Source organism: Streptomyces sp. CNQ329, assembly GCF_000482585.1.
Genome location: NZ_AXVU01000007.1, coordinates 127060 through 141806 on the forward strand (window position 1 = coordinate 127060; position 14747 = coordinate 141806).

Annotated in this window: 15 protein-coding genes; 6 read left to right on the forward strand and 9 right to left on the reverse strand. The window is 73.1% G+C overall.

Features of this window, described 5'->3' with window-relative positions; genetic code table 11:
* Positions 1 to 71: 71 nt before the first annotated feature.
* Complete coding sequence (locus I003_RS0106780; protein ID WP_027770824.1) at positions 72 to 1010, forward strand: WYL domain-containing protein; 939 nt, start codon at positions 72 to 74, stop codon at positions 1008 to 1010.
* Between the two features lie 85 nt (positions 1011 to 1095).
* On the opposite strand, the gene I003_RS0106785 is transcribed toward I003_RS0106780, so the two are convergent.
* From I003_RS0106785 to I003_RS0106800, 4 genes are all read right to left on the reverse strand, one after another.
* Entirely contained in the window at positions 1096 to 2139 is a 1044-nt protein-coding gene (locus I003_RS0106785) for a serine hydrolase domain-containing protein (protein WP_027770825.1), read from the reverse strand.
* A 14-nt stretch (positions 2140 to 2153) separates the two neighbouring features.
* On the reverse strand, positions 2154 to 3074 hold the full coding sequence (locus I003_RS0106790) for a DUF6895 family protein (protein ID WP_027770826.1): 921 nt from the start codon (positions 3072 to 3074) through the stop codon (positions 2154 to 2156).
* Positions 3071 to 3832 (reverse strand): hypothetical protein, encoded by a 762-nt coding sequence (locus tag I003_RS0106795; protein ID WP_486584119.1) that lies wholly within the window; start codon positions 3830 to 3832, stop codon positions 3071 to 3073. The genes I003_RS0106790 and I003_RS0106795 overlap by 4 nt, the downstream gene beginning before the upstream one ends.
* A gap of 64 nt (positions 3833 to 3896) precedes the next feature.
* Positions 3897 to 4091, reverse strand: coding sequence for a hypothetical protein (locus I003_RS0106800; protein WP_027770828.1), 195 nt, complete (start codon positions 4089 to 4091; stop codon positions 3897 to 3899).
* A gap of 466 nt (positions 4092 to 4557) precedes the next feature.
* Between I003_RS0106800 and I003_RS0106805 the strand changes: the two genes are divergently transcribed.
* Positions 4558 to 5403: a hypothetical protein gene (locus I003_RS0106805; protein WP_027770829.1), complete on the forward strand. Its 846-nt coding sequence runs from the start codon at positions 4558 to 4560 to the stop codon at positions 5401 to 5403.
* A complete protein-coding gene (locus I003_RS0106810; RefSeq protein WP_027770830.1) occupies positions 5400 to 6497 on the forward strand; it encodes a two-component regulator propeller domain-containing protein in 1098 nt (365 codons plus the stop codon). The genes I003_RS0106805 and I003_RS0106810 overlap by 4 nt, the downstream gene beginning before the upstream one ends.
* A gap of 19 nt (positions 6498 to 6516) precedes the next feature.
* Here I003_RS0106810 and I003_RS0106815 read toward each other — a convergent pair whose 3' ends face one another.
* Complete coding sequence (locus I003_RS0106815) at positions 6517 to 7203, reverse strand: cytidylate kinase family protein (RefSeq protein ID WP_027770831.1); 687 nt, start codon at positions 7201 to 7203, stop codon at positions 6517 to 6519.
* Between the two features lie 23 nt (positions 7204 to 7226).
* Between I003_RS0106815 and I003_RS31630 the strand changes: the two genes are divergently transcribed.
* Together I003_RS31630 and I003_RS0106830 are read left to right on the forward strand one after the other, a co-directional pair.
* The gene (locus I003_RS31630; protein WP_158688943.1) at positions 7227 to 7823 is read left to right on the forward strand and encodes a serine hydrolase domain-containing protein; all 597 of its coding nucleotides are present in this window, start codon (positions 7227 to 7229) and stop codon (positions 7821 to 7823) included.
* Between the two features lie 388 nt (positions 7824 to 8211).
* The gene (locus tag I003_RS0106830; protein WP_027770834.1) at positions 8212 to 8739 is read left to right on the forward strand and encodes a GAF domain-containing protein; all 528 of its coding nucleotides are present in this window, start codon (positions 8212 to 8214) and stop codon (positions 8737 to 8739) included.
* Between the two features lie 108 nt (positions 8740 to 8847).
* Here the strand turns inward: I003_RS0106830 and I003_RS0106835 are convergent, their stop codons facing one another.
* Positions 8848 to 11193 (reverse strand): nitrate reductase, encoded by a 2346-nt coding sequence (locus I003_RS0106835; RefSeq protein WP_027770835.1) that lies wholly within the window; start codon positions 11191 to 11193, stop codon positions 8848 to 8850.
* 316 nt (positions 11194 to 11509) lie between these two features.
* Here I003_RS0106835 and I003_RS0106840 point away from each other — a divergent pair, with 316 nt between their 5' ends.
* Positions 11510 to 12067, forward strand: a complete 558-nt coding sequence (locus I003_RS0106840) for a hemerythrin domain-containing protein (protein WP_027770836.1) — start codon at positions 11510 to 11512, stop codon at positions 12065 to 12067.
* A 119-nt stretch (positions 12068 to 12186) separates the two neighbouring features.
* On the opposite strand, the gene I003_RS0106845 is transcribed toward I003_RS0106840, so the two are convergent.
* The 3 genes from I003_RS0106845 to I003_RS0106855 are packed head-to-tail and all read right to left on the reverse strand — an operon-like array spanning position 12187 to position 14630.
* The gene (locus tag I003_RS0106845; RefSeq protein ID WP_027770837.1) at positions 12187 to 13077 is read right to left on the reverse strand and encodes an SDR family oxidoreductase; all 891 of its coding nucleotides are present in this window, start codon (positions 13075 to 13077) and stop codon (positions 12187 to 12189) included.
* A 54-nt stretch (positions 13078 to 13131) separates the two neighbouring features.
* Complete coding sequence (locus I003_RS0106850) at positions 13132 to 14421, reverse strand: preATP grasp domain-containing protein (protein WP_027770838.1); 1290 nt, start codon at positions 14419 to 14421, stop codon at positions 13132 to 13134.
* The gene (locus I003_RS0106855) at positions 14418 to 14630 is read right to left on the reverse strand and encodes a CDGSH iron-sulfur domain-containing protein (RefSeq protein WP_027770839.1); all 213 of its coding nucleotides are present in this window, start codon (positions 14628 to 14630) and stop codon (positions 14418 to 14420) included. The genes I003_RS0106850 and I003_RS0106855 overlap by 4 nt, the downstream gene beginning before the upstream one ends.
* Positions 14631 to 14747 lie beyond the last annotated feature (117 nt).

A 14747-nucleotide genomic window follows, 5' to 3' on the forward strand; every position in this document is an offset into this window, starting at 1 on the left:
TCGCCGACACGCTACGACCGGTTCCGGACAATCCACTTCCGGAATAGGAGAAGGCCGCTTAACCTGCATGGATGCCGACCGGCCTCAGCCCCACCGCGAGGGCCCTGCGCACCATGGAGGTGCTCCGGACCCGCCCCGGCACGACGGCCTCCGAACTCGCCGGGGAGCTGAGCGTCACCGAGCGGGCGGCGCGCCGCTACATCGGCATCCTCCGGGAGGCAGGCGTCCCGGTGGAGTCGACCCGCGGCCCGTACGGCGGCTACCGGCTCGGGCGCGGCGCACGGCTGCCGCCGGTGGTCTTCACCGAGGCCGAGGCGCTGACGCTGGTCATGGCCGCGCTCGACGACGCGGACGAGCTGGTGGGCAAGGCGCTGAACAAGGTGATCCGCGTGCTGCCGGAAAGCGTCGGCCGGCAGGCGGCGACGCTCCGCGACCACGCCTCGGCCGCCCCCGACCCGAGATCGGCCCGCCCCGACCCTGCCACGACCGGCGCGCTGGTCGCGGGGTGCGCGGAGCGGCGGAGCGTGCGGGTGACGTACCGCAGCGAGTCGGGGCGGGAGTCGGAGGGGCTGGTCGACCCGTGGGCGGTGGTCGTACGCCACGGGCGCTGGTACCTGCTGTGCCGCTCCCACCGCGCGGACGCGATCCGCACCTACCGTGTCGATCGCATCGGGGAGGTCCGCCGGACCACCCGCTCCTTCACGCCGCCCGAGGGCCTCGACCCGGTCGCGGTGCTGGAGGAGAACCTCGGCACGGGCTGGGAGTACCCGACGCGCGTGGCGTTCGACGCACCGGCGGCGGAGGTCGCGCCGTGGGTGAGGCCGCCGATGGGCCGGCTGGAGGCGGCGGGCGAGGGCTGTGTGCTGGTCGGCAGCACGAGCACGCCGACGATGTACGCGCGCGACTGGCTGGCCCGGATACCGTTCGACTTCCGCGTGGAGGGCGGCCCGGAGCTGCGCTCGGCGGTCGCGGCCCTGGCCGCACGGCTGACGTCGGCATCGGAGGCGTAACGGGCCCCGGCTCACCCCAAGCCACCGGCAGCGGTTCCGCACCACAGCACCGTCACCCGGGTGCCCCGCCCCCGCGCGTCCCAGGTCACGTCGGCTCCCCCAGCGCCAGCGCCCGCAGCAGCAGATACGCCGCCTGGATGAACCGGCTCCGCAACGTGACCCCCGAGTTCGTCAGGGCCACCACGCACACCTCCCGTTCCGGGCTCAGGCCCGCGAACGCCGTGCAGCCGCGGGTCGCGCCGCTGTGGAAGTACAGGGTCGCCCCCGCGAGGGTGCGTGCGCTCCACCCGAGCCCGGCCTTCTCCTCCTCCCCCGCGGGCAGTTCGCGGATGCGCACCACCTCCGCCAGCGGAGTCCGCAGCGCGCCGGGGACGCCGGAGTCCTCCGGGTAGAGGTGGGCGCGCAGGAAGCGGATCAGGTCGTGGGCGCTGGAGCGCACCGCCCCCGCGCCGGGGAGGGCGGGGATGACCCAGGGCGGGCGGCGGCGGCCGTGCCAGTAGCCGACGGCGTACGCCGGGTCGGGGCCGGACGGGGCCGCGGTGCCGGTGTCGGCGAGTTCGAGGGGGTCGAGGATCCGCTCGCGGAGCATCGTGCCGTAGTCCGTGCCGGCGCCGTCGGCCAGCAGGCGGCCGAGCAGACCGACGCCGAGGTTGGAGTACCGCATGAGGGTGCCGGGCGGGTGGTGCACGACGGTGCGGCCGAGTGCGGGCAGCAGCATGTCGGGGGTGAACGTCCGGTAGGGGTTGGCGAACCATGACGGCAGCCCCTTGAGCAGCAGCCCGGGCGGGAGCCGGGGCAGGCCGGAGGTGTGGGTCGCCAGGTGTTCGTAGGTGATGGCCCGGCCGTGGCCGCGCGGGAGGGCGGCGTACGGGAGGCGTTCGGCGATCCGGTCCGCCAGGCTGACCTCGCCGCGCGCGGCGGTGTCGGCGAGGAGCAGCGTGGTGAAGGTCTTGGTCACCGAGCCGACCTCGAAGCGCGTCCGGTCGGTGACCGACGCGGTGCCTTTGCGGTCGATACCGCCGCGGCACAGCGCGCGGTACGCGCCGTTCACGGAGACCGCGACGGCCACCGCCGCCCGTGGTTCGGCCGCGGCGGCCACCGCTTTGAGGGGTTGGTCGCGGGGGTTCACGTCGGCGTCGCCCGTTAGGCGCCCAGGCGTGACAGCGCGAGAGACGAGGCGACCGTGGCGACCGCGGCGGTGTGGTAGTGGTCGCCGAACTGCCGGTCCTCGTCGTCCGTGCCGGTCCGGCCGTCGCGCGGGAGCAGCCCGTCCTCGTGCTGGGCGGCTGCGACCCGTTGCCAGGCACCCACGTCGAAGACCGGTGCGGGCATGCAGGCGTCGACGATGAGGAGTTCGGTGACGAGGTCCCACTCCTCGATCTCCAGCCATACGTCCGTCCACACCGGCAGCCAGGTCGCCAGGTAGTCGCGCAGGTGAGGCGGCAGGGCGTGGGGGTGGGCGCCCCAGTCGGTGAGATGGAAGACGGTGTGGGTCATGTGGTACGCCGTCATCCAGTCCATGGTCCACGGTTCGGGCGTGGCCCCGAGCCAGGTGGTCGCGGTGCGCGCGGGCCAGTCGGTGCGGTCGCCGACCCCGATCACCCGGGTCGCGTTGGCCACCGCCATGCGGCGGTTGGGCACGTGCTCGTACTCGCGGTACGAGGTGAGGGAGGTCAGATGGGCCAGCAGCGCCTGGAGCCGCTCGTGGCGGTAGCCGGCGCGGTGGAAGTGGACGTAGGTCTCCAGCGGGTCGGTCATGGCCGGGTGCCGCAACTGCCGCTCGTAGAGCAGGTCGCCACCGCGGAGCTGTTCCCAGGCGAAGTCGAGCAGTTCGCCGGCCGACTCGCGTTCGGCGGACGGGAACACGGCGTCCCGCAGCACCAGGGACGCGGCGAGCGCCAGCTCGGCCAGCGGCTTGTAGACGCTGTCGGGCTCGGCCAGCTCGGCTGTCGCGCCGTCGGCGAACCTGCCCCGCGCGCGGTTGCGGTGCAGCCAGCCCAGCGCCTTGGTGCCCGTGCCCAGCGCAAGGGAACGGACCGGATCAGCCGGCCCGGTGGCCGTCATCGCGGGCCTCCTTCGGACGCGGACAGGAGTCTTGTGGCGATGGCCAGGTCGAGCGCGGTACGGGCGCTGGGGGCGCCCCACAGGCGCAGGTGGTCGAGCACCGTCGGCACGTCGAGTGCGGGCGATGCGCCGCGGCTCCGGGCCAGGGCGAGCCAGCGGACGAGCCGGGCCGCGGTGGGATAGTCGCGGCGCATCAGGGAGCGGGCGGTGCCCCGGCTGAGGGCGCGCACGTGCAGACAGGCCCGCTGCTGGTAGGGCCCGTCCACCTCCGGAAGCGCCAGCGGCGCGAGCCGTGCCATGCGCTGCGACCGCTCCTGCCAGGACAGTTCGGTGTCCTCCGCGTCCTCGACGAGCCCGGCGACCTCGACCACCTCGGCGATCGAGGCACGCTCGGACTCCTCACCCGCGTACGGAACGGCCCCCCGGTCGCCGGCCGCGCCGCGGGCGAGCAGCGCGGCGGTGGTGCGGTCGCGCCAGCGGGCCTCGGTGCTGTCCCCGGGGCGGGGCGGGAAGACCCGCAGGGCCGCACCGAGGGTGTCCCGGTCGGGCTGCGGCAGCGGCTGGCGGCAGAAGAGCGCCGGCGCGAAGAGGTCGGGCCCCAGGACGCGCACGGCTGCCAGCGCGGGGGTGTCTGCCGGCCGGTCCTCGTCGGACACGGCCGGCAGCGGAACCTGGGTGCCCCGCAGGGCACCCAGGACGCGCCCGGCCAATTGCTCCACCGCTTGGGCGTAGTCGGCCCCCAGTGCGGCATTCGACATCAGGCGCTCACCTTCTGCTGTCTGTCACGGACGTGAGTGTGCGGTTTTCAGGTCCGCGGACGGTTTACGAGGGGCGGGACTCCTTCGGGAGCCTCGGGGACAGGAGCGCGAGCAGCAGCAGGGCGCCGGTGCCCTGCGGGGAGTACACGGGCGCGTCGCTGAACGGAGCCTCCGGCTCGTCGACCAGCGCCGTGAGCGCGGCCCTCTCGGCCACGCCGGCCCGGACGGGGGAGAGAGCCGGGGTCGTCTGTACGGACATCTTGCCTCCAAGAATCGTCCCCTCGCGGATTGCGACGGGAGGGAGTGACTGCGCCGCGCAGTGACGAGCGCGACGGGTGCGGCCGGTGGTCACCCATCCGGCTCACCGCACCAACGAGGGTGTCCCCACCCCGCCGGCCACTTAGATCCCACGCACACGGACACCACACGATGGGTGCACCCGGATGCACTGAGGTTTATGAGGCCGCCGACGCGGTCCGCGGCCACCGCCGGCACCGCCGCCGTGATGCGCACACCGGCGCACGACAGGCTCACCGGACGGCGCGCGCCCGGTGCGGCAGATCCGTCCGGGCACGGCGTCGCCCCGGCCGTACCGCAGCCGCAGGAGGGCTGCCGGAACCGCGGGAGGGGTCCCGAAGGCACCCGGCATACTCCTGTCGCAAGGTAACAGCCCCGTAGCAGACCGCTCATGGCCCGGCCGGGAGCGGTGGCGGTGAGGTGGACAGGTGAGCAGGCTCGTGCCCCGGTTCGAGACGACCGCGGCCCTCGTCGAGGCGACCAACGACGTGCGCGGGCAGGTCGTGCGCGCACTCGCCGAGTACGTCGGACTCGCGGCCCGCATGCGCGAGTTCGAGGACACCTTCAGTGCCGAGGTGCTGCACGCAGCGCAGCACCTGCACGAAGTCATCGGCCGGCGCACACACCTCGAAGCGGAACTGGAGCGCATCCGCGCACGGATCGACCGGGGCGGTTACCCCAGTGCCGACGAGATCGAGGACGACGTCCGCGCCGTCCTCCACGCCGCGGACGCCGACGACGCGGACGTTCCCGCCCACACCGCCGCACCCGGCGAAGAGGACGAGCAGGCAGACGCCGCCGAGGACGGGCTGGACGAGGCCACGCGCAAGCGCATCCTCCGGAACTTCAGACGCATCGTCCTGCCGGCCGTCCACGCCGACACCTCGGACACCTCCTTCTCCGACTTCGACATGGCGTACTCCGCGTACAAGGCCCGGGACTACGTCCTCATGGAGGCCCTCGTCATCCAGTACCGGGGGGCGGTCGGCGCGGCCGACGACGACGGCCGGAGCGTCACCCACGAGGGGGCCGCAGCCAGGCTGCGCGAGTACCGCGCCGCCGCACAGCGGCTGGACGACCGCCTGCGCGCGGTCCGGCGCGGGATCACGCAGGACGAGCGCGACCACCCGGAGCGGACACGGCAGCGGATGCGGCAGCGGAACGAGCAGATCCGGCAGGCGATCGACAACGAGGCCGAGCAGGTGCAGCTCCTTCGCCGCCGCCTGCAGGCGCTGATCGACAGCGCACGCGACGAGGACGGAGCCGGTCCGTGAGCGACAGGTCACCGCGCCGGCGGACGACCGCCGGCCCGACGGCCCGCAGCGAGGTACGGGACCTGATGCGGCGCTTCCTGGAGGAGGACGAGCGGAGCGACCCGCTGGAGTGGGACTCCTTCACCACGGCGAACGGCCTTCCGCACAACTGGATCTACGACGTCTTCCAGGACTCCGCGGGCCGCATGTGGGTCGGCACCTGGGGCGGCGGCCTTGCCCTGTACGAAGGCGGTGAGTGGCGGACCTACGACCGGCGGCACGGTCTGGCGAGCGATGCGGTGACCTGCATCAGGCAGGACGCCGGCGGCGGGATATGGGCCGCCACGGACGCGGGCCTCAACCGCTTCGACGACGCGGCCGGCAGGTTCGTCCCCGCGGGGCTGACGGGCGTGAGCATCCTGAACATCCACTTCGACCGCGACCAGAACCTGTGGGCGGGCTGCTGGCGCGCCACCCGGACCGGCGGCGGCCTGCACCGGTTCGACGGGCGGAGCTGGCATGCGTTCTCCAAGACGGAGGGCCTGCCGAGCCTGGAGGTCCTGAAGGTGTTCGAGGATTCGCACGGCCGTATCTGGGTGGGCACCTACGAGCACGGCCGCGGCGCCGGCGTCGGCTGCTGGGACGGTTCGTCGTGGCAGCAGTTCACGCGCCGGGACGGGCTCCTCGACAACTGCGTCTACTCGATGTTCGAGGACCCCGAAGGCCGGATGTGGTTCGGCACCCTCAAGGGCGTCTCCGTCTACGGCAACGGCAGGTGGCGCCGGATGACCACGGCGGACGGCCTGGTCCACGACCGGGTCTACGCGATGTTCATCGACGCCGAGCACAGGATGTGGTTCGGCACCGAGGGGGGCGTCAGCCGCTACGACGGCACGAACTGGGAGGCGTTCACGCGCGGCACCGGGCTGGTGGAGAACCTGGTGCGGACCATCGTCCAGGACCGCGACGGCGATCTCTGGTTCGGCACCTACCCGTACGCCAGGGGGAAGGGGGGCATCAGCCGTGCCCGCCGGCCCCGGCAGCGCAGGAGCATCGCCGAGGCGGCGAAGGGCTACCTGCCGCCGGCTGCCAGAAGGAAGCTGCCTCCGGCGTGAGGCCGCCTTGCACGCGACGTCATCCGCGGACCTCCCAGGACGGCTGCTGGAGCTCGTCGTTGTGGACGATGACGTCGGCGTGGTCGGCGGGCCGGGCGTCGGTGAAGTAGAGCTGCTGGGAGGGGATGTAGCGGAAGCGCCAGGACCGCTCGATCTCGGCGGCCGTGCCGGCGGCGGATCCGGCAGCCGCCGTGCCCCGGTTCCGGGCGCGGTCCACCGTCCGCTCGAAGGGGACGGACACGAAGACGCGCAGGTCCCACCGGTCGGCGAACTCCGGACGCAGGAGGAAGACGCCGTCGAAGAGCAGCACGGCGTCGGCGGGGGCGGTCACGGCCGGCGGTGACCGCCGGGTGTCGGTGTCCGCGTCGTAGACCGCGTGCCGGAATCTGCGGTCCCCGCCCGGGCCCAGGGGATCGAGCAGGACGCGGCACAGCGCGGCGTGGTCGTGTGCGTCGAAGTAGCAGCCCTCGGCCGAGTACCGGCCGCGCCGGTAGCGCTGTGCACGGGGGACGAGGAAGTCGTCGATGGTCGCGCGGATGACATGGCGGCCCCGCGCGCGCAGGACCGCGGCCAGCTCGTCTGCCAGCGTGGTCTTGCCGGCAGCCGGCGGGCCGTCGACGGCGACCCGCACCGGGTGCGCGGTCGTGACGGACTCCGTCACCTCGGCCAGCCGGCCGATGAGTTCGCCACGGGTGCCTCGTTCCATGACCGCCTCTCTCGCAGCTCTCCGTGTGCAGCTCGCCGGGGCCTCATCAGGGCTTCTTCGAAGAGGCCCGCTCCTGGGACAGCGCCGAGGAGGTGATGGACGGCATCATGGCCTACATCCGCCGGGGCACGCTGTCCTTCCCGCCCGGCACCGGGACCCAGTACAGCAACTCCGGCTACGTCACGCTCGGCGCGATCGTGCAGCACGTCGCCGACCAGCCGTACCACGAGTACGTCAGGGACCACGTGTTCGTCCCGGCCCACATGGCCAGCTCGGACTTCTACACGACGCCGCACTGGCGCGCCGACCGGCGTATAGCCCGGCCTTACGACACGCTGCCCACCGGCGAGCGCGTAGACGCCATCGACGACCAGCTCTTCATCGGCACGCCCGCGGGCAACTCGTTCGCCACCCCCGCGGACCTGGTCCGCTTCGCGAACACCCACATGGCCGGCCGGCCCCTCAACGTCCATGGCGGAACCACCAACGGCATCTGCGCCGACCTGGACTCCTACCCCGACTCCGGCTGGGTCACCGCGATCCTCAGCAACTACGAGGAGGCCACGCAAGCCATCGACGCACTGGCCCGCGAGATCATCACCGGCCATGAGGAATCCTGAGGAGGCCGTTGTACCGGGCGCGCCCCACCGGTCGCCTCCGGCGGCGACGACGCTCACGACCCGTGGACGAGGCTGACCGGATGCCCGCCGGATCCGCGTACACGCGGAGTCCGCGCCTGCCGCCGTCGTCGTCCGTGTCCGGCCGCCGGGCGCCCAGCTCCAGGGCATGCCGTTCCGCAGCCTCGACCGCGACCAGGCGGAACGTGGCGACGGGCATCGCGGCCTCCTCGATCTCGCCGTGACCCACGCCGGGTTCCCGGCGTGGGTCACGGCGATCGCCGGAGAGGGGCCGGGCGCGCAGACATCGAAAAGAAGCGTGAGTGAAGGGCGTACCGCGGGTACTTGTGCCGGTGACCAGCACACCTCGTCTCCGTAGCGAGTGAGGGGAATGGACGACAGTTTCAGCGTCCGTCAGTCGGTGTTCGACACCGCCGTCGGCGGCGGACCGGACGGGCTGCCCGGCCGCCTGTGCCGGCTGCTCTGCGATGACCTGGACATGGACGCGGTGACGATTTCACTGCTCCGCCGCGGGCCGCCGCGCCGGCACGTGTGCCACGCCTCCGACGCGAGCGCGCTGCGCCTGGAGGCCCTGCAGTTCGCGCTGGGCCAGGGGCCGTGCGTGCACGCGGCCACGCTGGGCCGCCCCGTCCTCGTCGGCGATCTGCGCGATCAGCCGGAGCGGCCGCCGGTGTTCCTCCCGGCGCCGCGGACGCCGCTGCCGGAGGCCGGTGCGCTGTACGCCTTCCCGATGCGGTTTCGCGGGCTCGTCCTCGGATCCGTCGGCCTGATCAGGCAAACGCCCGGCGCCCTGCCGGAGGAGGAGTACAAGCTGTGCGCCACCGCGGCGGATGCCGTGGCCGTCGTGCTGCTGGACGACTACCACCGCCTGGGCGACGGCCCCCCGCCGTCCCCGTGACAGCCGTCCCGGCCCGGGGCGACGATCACCACGCGGGACGCACCGCCCCGGATCACATCCGAAGCCGGCCGAGGGTGCGGGCCACCGCCCGGCCGCCGGCGCGGGGGCTCACGGGCCGGCCCGCTCGGTGGCGGCCCCGGGGCCGGCCCTGCCGACGCGGACCGCGCTGGTCTTGAACAGGGGCTGTTTGGAGACGGGGTCCCAGGCGGTTCGGATGAGTTCGTTGGCGGCGCGGGTGTGGGGGTGCGGGGTGGGCCGGTCGAAGTAGCCGTAGTGGAAGGGCACGAAGACAGTGCCGGGGCGGCTGCCCGTGAGCCGGGCCGGGGCCACGACCTCGCCGCGGCGGGATGTGACGCGTACGAGGTCGCCGTCGCGGACACCCCGGTCCCGGGCGTCCTCGGGACACATCTCGACCCACACGTCCGGTGCCGCCGCGTCGAGCTCGGGCACGCGCGCCGTCTTGGTACGGGTGTGCCAGTGGTAGACCCGGCGGCCGGTGGTCAGATGCAGCGGGTAGTCGTCGTCGACCGGCTCCTCCGGCGGTTCGTAGGCCGCGGCCTTGAGAAACGCGCGGCCGTCCGGGTCGTGGGCGGCATACTCGGCGGGCCCGTGCTGCTCCCCGGTCGCCAGGTCGTGCCCGTAGTCCTCACAGACGTCGGCCCGGGTGGCGAAACGGTGGTCGGCGTACAGACGCTCGGTGCCGTCCGGGGCCCCGCGGGTCACCGGCCACTGGATGCCGTCGGCGTCGCGGAGCCGCTCGTACGTCAGCGCGCTCTGGTCGCACGGCCGGCCGGCGGTCAGTGCGGTGAACGCCCGCCAGGCTTCTTCCGGTTCGGTCCACGGCGGCAGCGGGTGGCCGTCGCGGTCGCGCAGGTCCATGCGGCGGGCGTAGTCGAGGAGGATGGCGAAGTCCGGGCGGGCCCGCCCGGGCGGATCGACGGCCTGCCGCGAGAGGTGCACGGTGCGGTCGGCGTTGGTGTGACAGCCGGTCTTCTCCCCCCACAGGGCGGCCGGCAGGACGACATCGGCGAGTTGGGTGGTCTCGGTGCGGAAGGCGTCGGAGACGACGAGGAAGAGCCGGTCCTGCCCGTACACGGACCGGATGCGGTGCAGGTCGGGCAGGGAGACCGCCGGATTGGTGCCGGTCACCCACAAAAACCTGATCTCCCCCTCCGCGCAGCGGCGGAAGATGTCCATCGCGTGGGTGGGCGGCGCCTTGTGGGGGATCCGCTCGGGGTCGAGGTTCCAGGCTTCGGCGATACGGCGGACGTGCGCTTCGTTCTGCCAGTTCATGAACGCCGGCAGGGTGCCGTCGGCGCCTGTCTCGCGGGTGTTCTCGGCGGTGGGCTGGCCGTTCATCTGAAAGACCGTGCAGCCGGGCCGGCCGATCATGCCGCGCAGCAGGTGGATGTTGTTGACCTGGACGGCGGCGGCAGTCGCCTGGTGGGACTGGTAGACGCCCTGGAGCACGGTGGACACCAGTCGCCGGCCGGTGCCGAGGATCTCGGCGGCCTCGCGGATCAGGGCCGCGTCCACCCCGCACACGTCGGCCGCACGCTCGGGCGGGCATTCCGCGACGACCGTGCGCAGCGCGTCGTAGCCGACGGTGCGCGAGGCGACGAATTCTTCGTCGGTCCAGCCGTTCGCGATCAGTTCGTGGAGCAGTGCGTTCAGCAGCGCCACGTTGGTGCCGGGGCGCAGCGCGAGGTGGACGTCCGCCTCGCGGGCGGTCGGGGTGGCGCGCGGGTCGGCCACCACCAGGCGCGGGGCGTCCGGTCCGCGCCGCCGGTCGAGCATCCGCGACCACAGGACGGTCTGCGTCTCGGCCGTGTTGTGACCGATGAGGAAGAGGGTGTCGCACAGGTCGATGTCCCGGTACGAGCCGGGGTTGCCGTCGCTGCCGAAGCTCTCGATGAGTGCCCACTCCGCGGTCGCGGTGCACAGCCGCGTGTTGCCGTCCAGGTGGGGGGTGCCGATGCCGCCGCGGGCGATGACCGCCTGCGTGTAGTACTCCTCGGCGAAGAGCTGGCCGGAGGTGTAGAAAGCCAGTCCTTGCGGGCCGTGCTCGGAGAGCACCTGCGCGGAGCGGCCGGCCACGGCGTCCATGGCGGTGTCCCAGTCGGTGGGCCGCAGTTCGCCGTCGCTCCCGCGCACGAGGGGGTCGGTCAGCCGGTCACGGGCGTGATTCGCCTGCCAGCCGTAGAGGCCCTTGGGGCCGAGCCGGCCGTGGTTGATCCGGTCCCCGGCACGGCCGCGTACGCCCACGATACGGCCGTCCGTCACGGCCAGGTCCATGCCGCACCCGTTGGAGCACAGCACACAGGCCGAGGGCACCCAGCGCTCCACCCGGTCCTCGCCGACGGTCAGGAAGCGATCCACCCGCTCGGGCCACCCCGCGTCCACGCCGTACGGCGTACGCGCGCCCCACACGTCATCGACCCTGCTGCCCGCCATCACGCCTCCCTGCCGGCCGCCGCCACCGGTCCATCCGCACCCGGTCGCCTCACGTCAGCACCACGGGTACCGCGACCCGCGCGCCGCAACCACCGGGGGAACGGCGCCTCGCGGCGACCCTTTCGCGCTCCTCACTGGATCCATGCATATCAGGAAAAATGCGAAGTCTTCCTATTCGGATGCCCTGTGGGTCGGGCTCATCTGCCGCGGCTTCCCCGGGCACGGCCGCATCAGCTCCGGGAGCACGGGTACTCGCGTCCTTCCGTACGCCCCGGCGCCGGCGCCGGGTGCACACGCCGAAGAGAAGGGAGCCACGATGGGACACGGCGGAGACGTCATCGACGAACTGGTCACCGACCATCGCGAGGTGGAGGAGTTCTTCGAGCAGTTTCACCGGGCCCCGTCCGGTGGCCACGACCGCAAGCGGCTGCTGGATGAGCTGACCATCGAACTCGTGCGGCACTCGGTCGCGGAGGAGCAGCACCTCTACCCCGCGGTGCGCGAGCATCTGCCGGGGGGCGGGGAGATCGCCGACAAGGAGCTGGCCGATCACGCCCAGGTCGAGCAGATGCTCAAGGACCTGGAGGGCATGGAGCCCGAGGACCCCGCCTTCGACTCCTCGGTCAGGAAGCTGCAGCACGAGGTGGGTGAGCACATCCACGAGGAGGAGAGCGTGCTCTTCGTGCAGATGCGGCGCGTCTGCGGGGAGGGCTTCCTGTGGGATCTGGGCGAGAAGGTCCGCACGGCGAAGAAGACCTCCCCCACACGGCCACACCCCCGGTCGCCCTCGCCCCCGCCCGCCAACAGGCTCCTCGACCCGGGCATCGGCATGGTCGACCGCGCCCGCGACCTCCTCACCGGCCGGAAGGGGTGAGCGGCTCCGGCGTCCGCTGCCGGCTCTGACGCCGTCGGTCCGGGCAGGCGTCACCGCCGTGGCCCCTCGCGGCCCGTCGCGGTGTCCGCCTACCCGGCCCTCGTCTCCGCCGCGGTGCCCTACGGCAGCGGGGTGCCGCCCGTGGCGTTGACGATCTCGGCGGTGATGAAGCCGGATTCCGGGGAGGCCAGGAACACGTATGCCGGGGCCATCTCCGCGGGCTGGGCGGGGCGGCCCAGCGGTGACTGCTTCCCGAAGTGGACGGTGTCGGGCAGCGTGGCCGGGATGAGAGGCGTCCACACCGGGCCGGGGGCCACCGCGTTGACGCGGATGCCGCGGTCGGTGAGCATCTGGGCCAGTCCCTGGGTGAAGGCGACGATGGCGGCCTTGGTCATGGCGTAGTCGAGCAGGTGCGGGCTGGGTTTGTATCCCTGCACCGAAGCGGAGTTGATGATGACCGCGCCCGGCCCCATGTGCGCCAGCGCCTTCTTCGACAGCCAGAACATCCCGTACAGGTTGGTGTGCATCACCCGGTCGAACTGCTCGGTGGTGATCGCCTCGATGCCGTCGGGCTGCGACATCTGGTAAGCCGCGTTGTTGACCAGCAGGTCGATGCGGCCGAACTCCTGGGCCGCCTGCTCGATCAGGCCGGTGCAAGCGCTCTCCTCCCGGATGTCGCAGGGGACGGTCACGGCCTTGCGCCCGGCATCCTCCACCCAACGGGCCGACTCGTTCGCCTCGTCCTCCTCTTCCGGAAGGTGGGTCAGCAGCACGTCGGCTCCCTCACGGGCGTAGGCGATGGCCACGGCCCGTCCGATGCCGGAGTCCCCGCCGGTGATCACGGCTTTGAGCCCCTCCAGCCGCCCGCTGCCGCGGTACGTCTCCTCGCCGTGGTCCGGCGGCGGGTCCATCGGACCGGTCCAGCCCGGGTGGGGCTGGTCCTGCGCCGGCATCTCCGGCTGCGGGTACTGCTCGGCCGGGTGCGGTGTGCTGCGTTCCTGGTCCGTCATGGTGCCCTCCGGTGGGGATCGATGCTTACGGGTCACGGGGTGGCCGCGTTCGTCTCACCCCGCGCCGGGTCCTCCGGCCTCCGTGGGTGAGCCGAGGGTGCGGACCAGGCGGGACGCCAGTTCGGCGGCCCGCGGCGGATCCGCCGCGACGGCGAGGTACGGCAGAAAGGTCCCCGGAGCACCGTGGTCGGCGTGCAGGATGACCCCCTCTCCTGTGCGTGCGCTGTAGGCGAGGCCGGCGTCACGTACCTCCCGCAGGGCCGCGGCGAAGGTGGTGCAGGCACCGGACGGGGCGCGGCCCGTCTGCCAGGCCGGGGGCCGCGGTCTTGTCCCGCCGCCGAGGCGGGCGACGGTTTCCTGCGGTGCCGTCGTGGCCGTACGCCGCACATTGCACTCCGTCGCGTAGACGGCTCCCGTGGGTGAGACGACGGCGTCGACGGCATACGGGCCGAGGTATCCGTGGGCGGCGAGATGATGGCCGAGCGCGCGCGCCCATCGGCGCAGGTCGTCGAGGGCGTGAACGGGGAGCGACCGCGCCGGCGCGCGGTAGCCGGCGAACCGGCCCCGGTGCAGGGTCATCTCGCCGGTGAACATGTGCCGCGGGCCGCCCGGACGCGACTCGAACTGGGTGCTCACCGCCGTGTCGCCGGCGACGCACTCCTCCACCACCCAGGTCCCCGTCCCGGCCGCCACCGGCGGGCCGTCTCCGTCGACGAAGCGCAGGCCGTGGCCGCCCGCCGACCGGTCGGGCTTGACCACCACCCGCCCGTGCTCCCCGACGAGGCTCCGGACGGCCACCGGCAGGTCGGGGCCGGCGCAGACCCGGCCGTGCGGCAGTCGCACGCCCAGGTCATGGGCGACTGCACGGAAGCCGGACTTGGTGTTGAGCGCTTCGACGGCCGCGAGGGTCCCCGCGTCCGGCCCGGGGCGGTGGTGATCGTACGGATGGAGCGGGAGACCCAGCTCATCGGCGAGTGCCACCGTCGGCCCGTCGAGGGCGAGGGGCATCATCCGGGCGCCAGGACGGCGCCCGGCCAGCTTGCGCAGCCGCTCGACGCCGTCGCGGCAGATCGCCTCGGCCATCGGCCTGCCCGGCAGTTCCGGCACCGTGACCACCTCGACCGCGGAGGACGGCAGCCCCAGAAGGGTGCAGGCGTACGCGTGGAAGTCGTCGGACAGCGGCACCGGCGTGACCAGGACGTCCCCGGCGTGCGCCGACCAGATCTCGCGCGGCGCCTGGGCCGACCACTGCCGGACCAGCGCGTGCCGGCCGAGGTCGCCCGTCAGCGGCGAGGCGAAGTTGGCCAGGATGAACAGCGGGCCTCGCTGCCGGTTCGCCGTCACGGCCGGTCGGCCCGTGACCGGCGGCGGTGGCTGGTATCGCACCACGGGTAGGTGCGGCTGCGCCGGCAGGTGCAGACGGCGACGCAGAACCGCTCGGAGACCGCAACGGTGCCGTCTTCGAGCGTGACCTCCACCGGGCCCTCGACGAGCAGGGGGCCCGTGCGCTGTACACGCAGGCGGCGCGGGGTTTCGTCTCGGGCGTTGTGCACGGATCACCACCAGCTCTTCCTTGCCGTGTTCCGGTTCGCTCAACGGCTCTGCCGCCGGCCACGGCAGCCCGGCACCCGGGGCGGACGCGGGTTCCGCAACGAGCGACCGTCGCGGCC